Origin of the sequence: Flavobacterium sp. W21_SRS_FM3, assembly GCF_052113625.1 — a bacterium.
Taxonomy (GTDB): domain Bacteria; phylum Bacteroidota; class Bacteroidia; order Flavobacteriales; family Flavobacteriaceae; genus Flavobacterium.
The window spans coordinates 103,791-116,762 of the sequence record NZ_JBGQOD010000002.1; the positions used below are offsets into that span (position 1 = coordinate 103,791).

Annotated in this window: 17 protein-coding genes and 1 tRNA gene; 13 read left to right on the forward strand and 5 right to left on the reverse strand. The window is 31.4% G+C overall.

What is annotated here, in order from left to right:
- Positions 1-7: 7 nt before the first annotated feature.
- The 9 genes from ACEN2K_RS03955 to ACEN2K_RS03995 all read left to right on the forward strand — a co-directional run bounded on the left by ACEN2K_RS03955 (position 8) and on the right by ACEN2K_RS03995 (position 6,283).
- Positions 8-904, forward strand: coding sequence for a helix-turn-helix transcriptional regulator (locus tag ACEN2K_RS03955; protein WP_441758021.1), 897 nt, complete (start codon positions 8-10; stop codon positions 902-904).
- A 37-nt stretch (positions 905-941) separates the two neighbouring features.
- A complete protein-coding gene (locus tag ACEN2K_RS03960) occupies positions 942-2,213 on the forward strand; it encodes a PD-(D/E)XK nuclease family protein (protein ID WP_441758022.1) in 1,272 nt (423 codons plus the stop codon).
- A 94-nt stretch (positions 2,214-2,307) separates the two neighbouring features.
- Entirely contained in the window at positions 2,308-2,793 is a 486-nt protein-coding gene (locus tag ACEN2K_RS03965; protein WP_441758023.1) for a hypothetical protein, read from the forward strand.
- A 257-nt stretch (positions 2,794-3,050) separates the two neighbouring features.
- Complete coding sequence (locus ACEN2K_RS03970) at positions 3,051-3,584, forward strand: hypothetical protein (RefSeq protein ID WP_441758024.1); 534 nt, start codon at positions 3,051-3,053, stop codon at positions 3,582-3,584.
- Positions 3,585-3,796: 212 nt separating this feature from the next.
- The gene (locus tag ACEN2K_RS03975; RefSeq protein WP_441758025.1) at positions 3,797-4,387 is read left to right on the forward strand and encodes a hypothetical protein; all 591 of its coding nucleotides are present in this window, start codon (positions 3,797-3,799) and stop codon (positions 4,385-4,387) included.
- Positions 4,388-4,478: 91 nt separating this feature from the next.
- A complete protein-coding gene (locus ACEN2K_RS03980) occupies positions 4,479-4,688 on the forward strand; it encodes a hypothetical protein (protein ID WP_441758026.1) in 210 nt (69 codons plus the stop codon).
- Between the two features lie 11 nt (positions 4,689-4,699).
- The gene (locus tag ACEN2K_RS03985; protein ID WP_441758027.1) at positions 4,700-5,098 is read left to right on the forward strand and encodes a hypothetical protein; all 399 of its coding nucleotides are present in this window, start codon (positions 4,700-4,702) and stop codon (positions 5,096-5,098) included.
- Between the two features lie 10 nt (positions 5,099-5,108).
- Complete coding sequence (locus tag ACEN2K_RS03990) at positions 5,109-5,609, forward strand: YqiA/YcfP family alpha/beta fold hydrolase (RefSeq protein ID WP_441758028.1); 501 nt, start codon at positions 5,109-5,111, stop codon at positions 5,607-5,609.
- Between the two features lie 110 nt (positions 5,610-5,719).
- On the forward strand, positions 5,720-6,283 hold the full coding sequence (locus ACEN2K_RS03995) for a hypothetical protein (protein WP_441758029.1): 564 nt from the start codon (positions 5,720-5,722) through the stop codon (positions 6,281-6,283).
- A 170-nt stretch (positions 6,284-6,453) separates the two neighbouring features.
- Here ACEN2K_RS03995 and ACEN2K_RS04000 read toward each other — a convergent pair whose 3' ends face one another.
- Positions 6,454-6,705 (reverse strand): hypothetical protein, encoded by a 252-nt coding sequence (locus ACEN2K_RS04000; RefSeq protein WP_441758030.1) that lies wholly within the window; start codon positions 6,703-6,705, stop codon positions 6,454-6,456.
- Between the two features lie 83 nt (positions 6,706-6,788).
- Positions 6,789-6,989 (reverse strand): hypothetical protein, encoded by a 201-nt coding sequence (locus ACEN2K_RS04005; protein ID WP_441758031.1) that lies wholly within the window; start codon positions 6,987-6,989, stop codon positions 6,789-6,791.
- Between the two features lie 127 nt (positions 6,990-7,116).
- Between ACEN2K_RS04005 and ACEN2K_RS04010 the strand changes: the two genes are divergently transcribed.
- Positions 7,117-8,034: a helix-turn-helix transcriptional regulator gene (locus tag ACEN2K_RS04010; RefSeq protein ID WP_441758032.1), complete on the forward strand. Its 918-nt coding sequence runs from the start codon at positions 7,117-7,119 to the stop codon at positions 8,032-8,034.
- 60 nt (positions 8,035-8,094) lie between these two features.
- On the opposite strand, the gene ACEN2K_RS04015 is transcribed toward ACEN2K_RS04010, so the two are convergent.
- Positions 8,095-9,210 (reverse strand): GTPase, encoded by a 1,116-nt coding sequence (locus ACEN2K_RS04015; protein ID WP_441758033.1) that lies wholly within the window; start codon positions 9,208-9,210, stop codon positions 8,095-8,097.
- 93 nt (positions 9,211-9,303) lie between these two features.
- A complete protein-coding gene (locus ACEN2K_RS04020) occupies positions 9,304-9,738 on the reverse strand; it encodes a hypothetical protein (RefSeq protein ID WP_441758034.1) in 435 nt (144 codons plus the stop codon).
- 687 nt (positions 9,739-10,425) lie between these two features.
- Here ACEN2K_RS04020 and gntA point away from each other — a divergent pair.
- A complete protein-coding gene (gene gntA, locus ACEN2K_RS04025; protein WP_441758035.1) occupies positions 10,426-11,085 on the forward strand; it encodes a guanitoxin biosynthesis heme-dependent pre-guanitoxin N-hydroxylase GntA in 660 nt (219 codons plus the stop codon).
- 4 nt (positions 11,086-11,089) lie between these two features.
- On the forward strand, positions 11,090-11,692 hold the full coding sequence (locus ACEN2K_RS04030) for a DUF1989 domain-containing protein (protein ID WP_441758036.1): 603 nt from the start codon (positions 11,090-11,092) through the stop codon (positions 11,690-11,692).
- 118 nt (positions 11,693-11,810) lie between these two features.
- Here ACEN2K_RS04030 and ACEN2K_RS04035 read toward each other — a convergent pair whose 3' ends face one another.
- Positions 11,811-12,293 (reverse strand): hypothetical protein, encoded by a 483-nt coding sequence (locus ACEN2K_RS04035; protein WP_441758037.1) that lies wholly within the window; start codon positions 12,291-12,293, stop codon positions 11,811-11,813.
- A 439-nt stretch (positions 12,294-12,732) separates the two neighbouring features.
- Here ACEN2K_RS04035 and ACEN2K_RS04040 point away from each other — a divergent pair.
- Positions 12,733-12,820, forward strand: a tRNA-Ser gene (locus tag ACEN2K_RS04040).
- The last annotated feature ends 152 nt before the right edge of the window (positions 12,821-12,972 follow it).

The following is a 12,972-nucleotide window of genomic DNA, read 5'->3' on the forward strand; positions in this document are numbered from 1 at the left end:
ATTAATTATGGCCAAAGTAGGTTTTTACAAAAGGTATTTATACATCATCGATCGACTAACAACCGTACCCAGTAGTTTTAAGGATTTGCATAAACATGTGATGACAAAACTTGAAAAAGATGATTTGGGGAATAATTTTGAATACTCTTCACGAACTTTTGATAGGGATAAAAAAGATATTTTTGATTTGTTTGGTATACTTATTCAATACAATCGCAAAGATAAAGTGTATTATATAGATGAGGAAATCGAAGATCCTTCAGTATCAAGAATGATTGAAGCATTTTCAATTCATCAAGCACTCAAAGAAGGCAATAAATTATCCCCGAGTATTTATCTCGAAAAAAGAAAAGTTACCGGAACCCATTTAATAAACGGAATACTGTACGCAATACAAAATCGTTTTCTGATTTCATTTACCCACACGAAGTTTTGGAATATGGATATTAGCCAACGTAGGGTAAAACCATTAGCCATAAAGGAATCGGAACACCGCTGGTACCTTATTGCACAAGATGAAAAGGATGGAAGCGTAAAAAACTTTGGTTTTGACAGAATCACTGATTTAAAGATATCAGATACAACATTCAAGGCTATCGCTTTTGATATCGATAAAAAATACCAACATGCATTTGGTATTGAAACCTACGAAGCTGTTCAAAAAATAAAACTTTCTTTTACTTGGCAGCAAGGAAATTATATAAAATCATTCCCGCTCCATTCTTCGCAAAAAATCTTAAAAGATACAGAGGAAGAACTCTTAATTGAATTATTCATTCATCCAACTAATGATATCATTATGGAACTATTAAAATATGGTGCTAATGTAAAAGTGATAGAACCTAATATTTTAATTAGTATGATAAAAAAAAGAGTGATGGAAACGGCGAATTTATATTCATAATCAAGTAATTTAAAATCTAAAAAAAACTTTAAAATTTATGGATGAAATAAATAACCTTTTACAACAAGTAGCTGAAATACAAGATAAGTATGATACTCAAGCTAAAGAAAGTGGAGAGAACTTCAATGTATTCTCAATTATGAATATGGAACATAATGAAGTATATACTCATTCAGCTATTATCGGAGAACTCTTAAACCCTAATGGTTCACATGGACAAGGAGATGTTTTTTTGCAATTATTCGTAAAAGAATTGCAAAACGAATTTGGCCCGGATATTATAAAAAACGAATTTGGAACGTTGATAAGTGATAAGATTTGTGAAAGAACAATAAGCCTTGAGATTGATTGGGAAAATATTACTGGTGGTAGAATTGATTTAATTATTGAAGATCATAAACAGATTTTAATTATTGAAAATAAATTATATGCTGTTGACCAACTTCTCCAACTAATTCGTTATGATAATTACGCGAAAACAAAGAAAAAAAATTATACAATTCTTTACCTGACATTGTTCGGGAAAAGTTTAGAAAAAGAAGAACATGTAGAAGGATTGGTTAGAGGTTATAATTTTTCACATAAAGAAATAAATGAGTATAAAAAGTTTGTAGAAAATAATAAAAACAATAATTGTTTATATTATCCTATTTCGTTTGAAGTTCACATTTTAAATTGGATAAAAAAATGTCTTGAAGCACTTGAATTCAAGCCCTTATTAAAAGCAACACTAGAACAATATTTGGCATTAATAAAAAAAATAACATTCCAAACAATGAGCAATGAAATGAAAAAGAAAATTATTTCGATAATTTTAGATAATCCCCAAGAAAAAGAAAAAAATGTAAAAGCAGCTTTTGAGATTGTTGAAAGTATAGAAAATTTGAAAAGGAAAATATATTATGATTTTTTTCAATTATTAAATAAATACGCTCAAGATAACAATATTATTTGTGATGAAAAGAACCTTAATGATGCAAAGGGATATGGACTATATTTTATTCCAAATGGATGGAATTCAAAACCATATCAAATTGGTGTTTTTTTTGATAGTGATTATTCTGGATTATATGTAGGGTTATCGTACGGAAAAAATGGAGTTGAGCAAAAACTAAAAATTAAAGAAAAATTTACAAATATAGATTCTAGATTTCGATCCAATGATTATTGGATTTGGAAAAATCCAGAAAATTGTAATTGGAAAGACAATTCTGAAATATGGGTAGATATTGTAAATGGGGTAAAAGGGAAAACTTACAACGACATAATTTTAATAATACAAGAAATTATTGACATTGAAAATTCATAAACCAAAAAGAGGCTAATCGCCTCTTTTTTTACACAAAAAACTTTCCTACGACACCTTTTGGCCTCTAAAAATATTTCCTTTGCTAAAAAACAAGATGAAAAAGAATAGTACAATAATCAACAATCCATTTACATCATCAATGGCTTTTGAGTTAAAATCAGATGCTAATGATGATGAAAGTCTAAAAGATGTTAATACTTATTTTATAAATGAATATCTGGGAATCGATACTCCTTTGGACAAAAAGGAAACAAAAGTTAATTTAAGGTACAAAAAATCATTAGTAGCAGTATTTTCTATTGTCACTGGACCTAACAGAGCTAAAAAAGCAATCGAATTGGCTCTTTCCCAACCATTATTCAATGATAATATATCTAAGAACTCGAACGCGATTTTATTGCTGATTTCAACACATACCACAGAAATTGATATAGACGAAATCGGAGAAATAAACGATTATATTCAAACGAAAGCAGAATACAATACTTCTATAATTATGTCAGTAAGTGAAGACGAAAACCTCGGTGACGCTATATCAGTTACTATCGTTTTATGCGAATCCGCAAACTTTAAAATTTAACTGATCCCCGTTTTAAACTCCTTATGAACTTTTAACAATAAAAACATGAAAAACAATCAAACTTCAGATTCTAAAGAAAATTAGAAATATATAATACAGCGTTAGAAACTTGGAAGAAACGAAAGTCAATCGATATCCATTCAATTCCTTTTGATGCAGCTTGTACTGATCTCATTATTCCAAATTCAACTAGCAACACACTTAATGTTCCTACAGCTATTACCATCTTTAATAGTAACGAAAATATAAGCATTGGAATGATTGATATTCCGAATCAATTCGATGAAATAATTACTGAAGAGGAATTTGTTACTAATTTTCAAAGCTTTCGCAACCTATTTGACGCCTTACTTTTTAAGAGTACAGATGCCAACTTTTCGGATTTTGGATTTAAAGTAATGATGTCAGACGATAAATCTAGTACAATAACACATTTTCGAAATCCTTCTTTTAATTTTGACAATTTTAAAGAGGTATTTAAGTCTAATAGCCTTGTGATTATGACAACAGCTACTGCTTCGGGTTTTAATAGAGCTATAGAAGCCGCTTCTTCAGCTTTTGTATTACCAGATTTTTATAAAGATCAAATAATTGAATTGAAAAATGTAGTGGTAAGCGTTGCTACTGGTAATAGTACATGTACCAATGATGAAGTGAATGATATTGGTAAGTATTGTTTAAATCAAATTAAACGCGGTGCCACACTAACACTTGATAGAATGGAAGATCTAACCTTACAAAATGCGATTAAATTTTCAGTACTAATTAGTGGCTTTGACACTAAAGACTAAAAATAAATAGTATGCTGTATTTTGGCACAGTTGAAAATTGTCTGCAGTATGGGAAATTTGCAAACCAATTAAGACTACTTAAACTAAAAAAAACTGTCACTTATGGCTGGCATGGAGATTCGATGATTTAACTGATAATGGAAAGGAAAAATTAGTACGACACGGTTTGTCGTAGTCGCCGTTTATCTTTGATTAGTAAAAAGAAAACAACTATGACTTCAAGCGATTTTTTTGCCAAATTTAATCAAGAAAATATAATTATCTTATTAGAAGGAAAACGCAATATTTTAGAAATTGATAAAGACAAACTAGTTCAGTTAGGAAAGTTCCTGGCATCAAACCTGCCTTATGCAAAGTTTAGAAGCGGTAACGCCGATGGAGCCGATTTCTATTTCTCACAAGGGGTTTTACAAGTGACTAAAGATCGCTTGCAGGTTATAACACCTTATGACAACCACCGTCAAAAATCAAATAATGCGTATGAAACCATTTCGCTCGACCAGATTGATTTGGTCAACGAACCCGAAGTGGTGTATCAATCCAAAAACAATAAAAAAACTAAATCCTTAATCGATAAGTTTGTTGGCGGTGGCAAGAATCGCTTTGCGATAAAAGCGGCTTATATCATTCGTGATACTGTAAAAGTGACAGGGACAAATTCAGGTATTCCTCCTGTGAACTTTGCATTTTTTTATGATGATGAGCAAAATCCAAGAACAGGTGGTACTGGTCATACAATGGAAGTATGCGACATTAATAAAGTGCCCTATCTAACTCAATCTACTTGGGGAAATTGGATATAAAAAACCCAATGTGGTAAACCGTAAAATTTACAAGATCATTAAGCCTATTTTTGATTGCTGATCTTTTATAAAAAATTAAATTACAGCTATTATGAAAAAGATTACTATTGAGTTAACTGAAGAACAGCATGAAATGATGATCAACCATTTGCAAAAGGGAACAACCTTGAATATGAACAACGAGACTTTTTCAGGTTACGGTTTGAACCTAAAATGCATCGAAGGCGGAATTTCTTCTTGGCTGGAAGTCGAAATGAATGGCACCATAGATTTAGGTGAAGTGAATTGGAGCATAGAATAAATAAATTAAAAATGGAAATAGAAAAAATAAAAATCCAAATCCAATCTATTTATCTAAAATGGAACAGCTTATCCCAAAGTATGGATGACGATACCTATGCAGAACTATACGAAAGCGATGTTCGAACTCTTATAATAGACTACTGTGAAAATAAAGGTTACGAAGTAGAAGGCTACCCTTTTCAAAAAAGAATTTTAGGGCAAACCGACAATGAATACGACGAAGATTATTTCTGTTACGAGCGCAACCTTAAATATCTTGATGTTTTGGCGGCAACAGAAGAAGATGTACTGGAATTAATGTATTTTTATGCTAAAACCTTTTGGCACGACCAAGTGGGAACCAAAGAAGAATATAGAAAGTATCTTATTGAAGGTATAAACAACAACTCGCACGATATTGAATTTTAAATAAATTAAGATGAACATCCTATTCTTACACGGCCTCGAAAGCAAATTAAGCGATGCAAAAAGAGCCATTCTTGAAAACTACGGTACCGTAATTGCTCCAGACATCGATTATAAATCGAATTCCAATGCCATTCAAAACTTATATGATGAATACCACAATCAGGACATTAATGTCATAATAGGAAGTAGCATGGGTGGTTTTGCCGCTTATCATCTAGCAAATAGTATAGGGCTTTGTGCATTACTATACAATCCTGCTCTACCCTACCGTAATAATATTGAACAAATAATCCCATCGACCTTGCCGATCAATAACTCCATATACATGCGAATCGTTTTGGGTGGTCAGGATGATATTATCCAGGCAAAAGACAATCTGGCTTTTCTATCACAAAATTATCAAAACTTAAAAGATTGCACTATTGAAATATTAAATGAATTAGCACATCAAATACCTGTAGCTATTTTTGAAGAGCAAACAAAAACTTTTTTTAAGAAGTTCGTTTGTTGATTCCTATTTAATAGGTTTACCTATTTCATCTGTTTACATGAAAGCAAAGGCACTAGAATTCTAAACCAGTTCACATCCAATGTACCGCAATTAGTAAAGTATTATTTTCTATGCCCAAATTAAAAATTAATTTTCACGGTGAAAGTTATACCCTTAAAAAGTTCGAGTGTAGTGACTATGAAATTAAAGAGTGCATGAAAGTGGCTACTAAAATGAAACTTCCTTTAACGAAAGCTTTATTAGACCCATTCTTCTTTTACTATCTTAAAATATCGGCTATTGCATCAACGGAATATCTTCCGGGTACAAAATGGTTCGGATTGTTGGACTCGCCAAGAAACCAAATTGAAATCTGGTATGATGGAAATAAAATTAGGAAACTCCATATTAACGATATAGATCAGGATTTGTTGCTTTTTCCCTTATACAACAAGAGTAAAATTGAGATTATAGAAGAATATAGTCCCGGTATTTATGTGGAACAGCACGCAATAGGTTTTGTGGGTAGCTACGATCTAAATATAGAATCCTTCAATTTGGAAGATTTGCAGTTCAATTTGCTGCAATATAATGATAAACTACTATTACAACCACCAACCTACTCTAATCAAAAACTACACTCTAGGAAAAAGGAAACATTGCTAACTTACCAGCATGCTTTTGAGATAATATAGTGAAACCACTGAACAGTCTAGCTAAATAATATTCTATAAATGAAAATCAACATCACAGATAAGCATACTATCTACAATGTTGATTTTATAATTTTAATCTTTTAATTTTGTCCAAAATGAACTACTTTAAGTAACCCAAAATATACCAAAACTTAAAGCAGTCGATTTGTTTACTGGCCTGCTCCTAATACTTGTAAGACACCTACTACCCACATTACAGGTTTCCACAATAGTACAAAACCTACAACTGATAGTATTGAAAATACAGACCAAAACCAAAAACTCGCTTCATGGGTGAATAGTGGAAACAGTTCATTTAACAACATATAAATACCAAATGGTATTGCTGCCAATACAACTAAAACCCATACAGCAAACTTGATAAGAGATACGATAATATTTAATAAAACTTGAAATAACATAATTGTGAACGTGTTGTGACTATCGTCTAGTTAAAAAATAATGAATTCGATATTAGTGTTAATTTTTATTTATTGGTGGTGGTTTAATTGGGATTGTCATCATCCATAGCGGTGATTAAACCTGTAACCAATAGTGATAAGCCAGCACTAATGATACCAGCAGTTTTGGGGTTTTTGCCTGAATATTTGGCAATTGCCATTCCTGCCGCAACGCTAGTACTTAGAATTGGACCTAAACTACTAATGTCCAGTTCTGCTTTTTGCTTCTTGAATAAATTTTTCATAATGATTTGTTTTAAAATTAGAAGACAAAAGTATCGTTCGATTATGCCAACTACTGTCAGTCAAAAAATAAATTCAGAATACAAATAAATGACAGTAATAGTCATTATCATTTATTATTTTTGATAGATGAAAAAAGAACAAAATCATCTAAATGCCCCTCAAGTATACCTCACAAAACAATTGGTTGAAATTCTCAAAAGCTCCTCCTTTGAGAGTATGAAAAATCTAATTTCATACCTCAGTGCCAATAGAGAAAGTAAAATAAGTGAACGTACTTTTTATAGGTTAAAAGCAACTTTACGAGATGATTACGGAATCATAATCAAACATTCTAGAGCTAATGAAGGCTACTATTTAGACCAAGAAAAATCAATGAATATAGAGTCTTTTCTAAGTCATATGGAAATTTTAGCCACAGCCGAACAGCTTTCTGTCAATTTAATCGAGAATAACAATACACTATCTTTTGTAGAATTTGAAAACAAAGCCGCAATTGATACCGTACCTAATTTTAAAAACGTTGTAAATGCCATCCAACAACGATTACCTATAACTTTCAACCATAACAGTTTTTATCATTTAAAAGAAAGCATTTATACTGTAAAGCCATACTTGCTGAAACAATATCAAAATCGTTGGTATGTAATAGGCGAAACCGAAAAAGGCTATCGCACTTTTGGAATTGACAGAATCGAAAATATCAAACTGGGTACTAAAAAGTTCAAACCAAAAACTGAAGAAGCCAAAGACAAGTTCAGAAATGTAATTGGATTAAATTATGTGGATCATAAACTAGAAAAAATACAGTTGTCTTTTCATCCTTCACAAAGACCATATGTGTTATCGTTGCCTTTACACCGTGCTCAAAAAGAAATAAACTTGGAAGAGGATACTTCTTTTGACGTTGAGTTAAGAATTCACCCCAATTTTGAGTTCAGACAACAAATTTTAAAATATGGAAGTTTGGTTAAAGTGGTTGAACCGGAATGGTTGGCAGAGGAGATTAAGGAGGAGTTGAAGAAGGGGTATGAGGGGTATTTGTAAAAAAAAGGTTCAACTTTCAATTGAAAGTTGAACCTTTTTAAATTTATTATTTGATATTATTTAATGTGTTATTTCAGATTGACTTTTAATTAATATTTCTCGTACTAAGGCTTCAGATTCATCTATTAGATTAACTCCAAAGCTATCGGTCATTTTATATCCAATTCCAGCTGCTGCAATTTGCCCTATAAAAGGAATGTATTTTAATACTTCTTTAGATCCAATATTTACCGACAATCTCTTCAATAACAACATTATTCCTTCTTTTGCTACAAATTTAGAAGCATATTGCCCTGCTTTTGTCTTAATAACAGTGAAATTTGCATTATTTCCCATTCTTTTTGACAATTCATTTATGCTGTTTTCATCTAAGCCAAAAATATTTTGAATCTCTTTCGACATTTTTAATAAAATAGCTATATCTAAAGCTATGTCTAAACCAGGAACTGGATTAATTCCATTTGCCGCGGCAGAGTATGCTCCATAAGCTACTACCTTTTTAGCAATTGCACTTTTTTCTTTTAAAATTTGTTCGTTTAAAGGTGCTACATCAGCCAAAAAGCGTTGCTTTTTGATTCCTGTTAAATTTTGTTCAATCTCAATTAGTAAATTTGACAAATCCATTCTTAATGGATCTCTCGAGGAAATCAAATAAATTCCTTTTGTCTGAATATTTTCAATATTTTTTTTAATGTCATTTCTTACTTTTTCAAAAACTTCATATTCATTTAGATTATCATCATGTTTACCATTTGTAATAGATTCATCCATCTTAGTACGAACAACAAATACTGGTTTTTCCATTCTAACCATTTCTTTGATTAACCATAAATCATTTTCAAAAAAACGATTTGCAGTTACAACAATTACTGCATCATAATCTACGAATTTACATTGTTCGATATAGTTTTTTACTGGAAATTTTTCAGTTCCACATCCTGGTAAATCGGAAAAATGAATTCCATTACTAGTATATTTTTTTATATTTAAAGTAGTTTCTGTTATTCCAACTTCTGCTACTTTTCGACCAACAATTGCATTAATTAATGATGATTTACCAGCTCCACTTTGCCCGGAAATTGCAATATTTACCGTTGCATTTTTGATAGCCTCATAATCCTTTTGTAAATTTTCGATAATTTTCAATATTGTTTGATTTGCAAATTCTGTTTCCATTTCTCTGTATTTAGTTACTATTAAAATTGTTTACTTTAATTTAATTTTTTCAAACTTAGCATCTCATACCGCCAATTACTGTCAGTATAAAATTTATCTGATTATATTCCTTACAATCTTCTCAATCCCCTCATCAGCTTTTTTCAAATTAGCCAATGTCAATTTCAAGTCAATTCCGTTAGCAGTTATATTGGCAGGATTACTAAGCCAATCTTCCATTTTTCGTTTGCCTTTAGATTGATTGATGCGTCTAAGTGTTACAGCAACATTTTCTGGGCAGTTGACCACCAAAGCAATCTGTTCATCGGTAAGTACTGATTTGTATTGGGTATGTACCGCCTCCGAGGATCGAAGGTGTTCATAATCGTAAGGATCTCCACCTCGCAGTGTTTTGCCTGTGTAGATATCAATATAAAGTGCAATTCCATCGCCACCTCTTATCAGAGCCGCTTGATGCAGGGAGGCTTTGGTTTTTGTAAAAATCTTATCAATTTCTGTGCGTCTGTAAGGTCGATTAGGATCAAGCATTATCTATACTGTTAATTTATTATCAAATATATTATAGTATAATCGAACCATTTTACGGTTTCCCGCATATTAAGAAAATTAAATGCGTTAACTAACAAAGTTTTTTAATGACAACCACTGTTAAGGGCTTTAAATCAATTTTAAAAATAGGATATTTTATAAATGCTAAGTACAAAATAAACAGTTACTAATACTAAGCTGATAGAACAGTAATCCTTATCTTCTATAGAAATAATGAACTAGATAAGTTTTCAAAAAAATTTAAGTAACTAGGTGGCGTTGCTTTTTACATTCTGAAAATTGATAAACTCAACAAATGAATAAGAATATCGAATATCCTCTACCAATCAATACCTAATATAAGGTATCTCCTTTATAGTACATTTTATTATCAATACAGACTCAAATTAAAATTCCATAAATCACAGTGACAATTCCGTAATGGTCGGCATGTACTTAATCTTTAATTTTACAAAAGCTTATTAATTAACATTATAAAAGCGTAGTAATGAATTTTTTCGTTTGCTAATAATTAAATAAAGTCCCCTAATCTTACTTTTATTTATTTGCAAAACATTCAACTGTACTAGTAAAAACTACAGTTTAAAACAGCATAATTTTATTGGATTTCCATTAAAATTACACGAGAAATTGGAGAAGATTAGTCAATCATTAAAGAAAATTGTTATGAATACAACACACTTAAATACAGTCGAAAATAAATTTAAAAATTTTATAGTGGATCAAGAACATCCATGTGTCATGGCCAATACGGTATTCCAAATGGATAATTATCAAATGAAGGTTTACGACAATATGTTATCTGATGAGATTGTAGAACCTATGCTACAGGATATTGAAAACTATATAAAAAATTATAATTTTGAATCAAATAACTTTGAATCATTAATCGTTTGTTTTACAGCTAATGATTTCAAAACTGAAAAAGAATACGAACAAGCGTTGTTTAATTTACTGCAAAAATTGCACGACAAAGATGATGCTGCTTGGGACCCAAACGTAAGTAAAGATCCTAATGATCCCAATTTTAGTTTTAGCATTAAAGGGAAAGCCTTTTATATTGTAGGCATGCATCCTAACAGTTCAAGATTAGCTAGACAAGCGCCCTATTGCACTATTGTTTTTAATTTGCACTGGCAATTTGAAAAATTAAGAGAAATGGGGGGCTACGAAAGAGTGAAGAAAAGGATTCGACGTAGAGATGAAGCACTGCAAGGATCAATAAACCCAGTACTCCGTGATTTTGGAGAAGACAGTGAAACAAAACAGTACAGTGGGAGACAAGTAGAAAATAATTGGAAATGTCCTTTCCACCATAATAATTAATAAAATGAAAACATACCAAGTTATTGCACCACAAACTGGAGCCGCTTTTACAATGAACAAAGGAGATATATTAACTGTAGTTGATCCGTTAGGAGAGCAAGTTAGTGATATGGTTCTTTTTAATCGAGAAGATACCAGAGAAAAAATATCTTCAGGAAAAACAATGGACTTTGAAGAAAGTATTTTAATTTCAGAAGGCAATTTTTTATGGAGTAATCGCTCTCATAAAATGATGGAAATTATCAAAGATACTAATGGACGAAATGACTTCCTGCTTGCACCATGTAGTCCTGAGACTTTTAAAATTATGTATGATAATCACGAAGAGCATCCTAGTTGTCTTAATAATTTACATCAAAATTTGTTGGCCTATGATATTGAATTAGATGAAATTCCGACAGCCTTTAATATTTTTATGAACGTTCAGTTTGACGACAAAGGTAAACTGAGTGTGCTTCCTCCGACATCAAAGTCGGGAGATCGTGTTCAATTTAAAGCCGAGATGGATTTAATCGTAGCTTTAACGGCCTGTTCAGCAGAAGATAGTAATGGCGGAACTTTCAAGCCTATCCATTATATAGTGACTAATGAAAATGACGTAGAATAATAGTATTGCCAGTCTTTGTAAAATCCTTTTTTGAGCAGGCTTTTAGTAACAGCCATCATAAATAGAAAGGTTTAAGATTTTTTCATAAAAAAAGGGAAACGTATCGTTTCCCTTTTTTTTATTTAGTCTCGCAATTTACTTTCGAAAATTTATATTTCACCTTTTCAAAATCTATAGGTGAATCTTTAACAAAATAGGTTGCTCCCATTGTAGTTTCGATTTTCCCATTCCCTAAAATAAGTTGGTCCCCTTTTTTAAGAAAGGCCATCGGATTTTTGTATGTTTTTTTGGTATACCCTCCCTGTACAAAAGTATAGCTTACAAACAAGGTATCGCCACGGTATTCACCAACAATTTCTCCATCTTTTATAGGCATATCCATCACTTTCATAACCATATCCCCGGTAATTTCTCCGTTTTTGGCAGTATTCATTTTTATATCAACAGTATCCTGCTCGTATATGGCTCTGTAACAACTAACATCCATTGCTTGCTCTGCCTCTATTTCGGCAGTTTCTTCCACTTTTTCACTTTGATTATTTTTACAACTTGTGATTCCAATGCAGCTCAATAGCAAACAAAAAAGGCCTAGGTTTTTCATAATAATATATATTTAGTTAGTAATTTGGTTAATTGCTATTGCTAATTTACACAAAAATAGCGTGAAATAATAGTCATTTACTTATTATATCTTTCAATAGTGAGTAATTGCAGGAAGAGTTTTCAAAAAGGGTATTATTCAATTTAATAATCAAAAATGGATAACACTTATCGATTTAAGAACTGGATTTTCTTAAGATGATATAAAAGATGTTATATGGCTAAAGCCAATGAAAGCAGGCGGCAGCCATTGTGATTAATAGTCTTTTTTTAAATCTAACCTGAAAGGTTTACTAAAACAAAAGATTCAAAAATTATATCGCAGCTTTTAATAATTACTTAGTAGCAAAATAAAAATCGAAAATAATTTGATTTTATATTTTCTAAATCAAAAAAAAGTTTAAATTTGCACTCGCAATCAGCAAATGATAGCACAGAATGGAGAAATGGCAGAGCGGTCGAATGCGGCAGTCTTGAAAACTGTTGACTGTAACAGGTCCGGGGGTTCGAATCCCTCTTTCTCCGCCAGTTGAAAAACAAATGGTATCAAAACCCCGTAAATCTTATGATTTACGGGGTTTTTGCTTTTATGACATATTCAAATTATTCATCTAATCTCATCCTTAACGAGATAAAATCGAGACCCTAGAATTTTTTAAAAATCAGGGTCTCGCTAAATC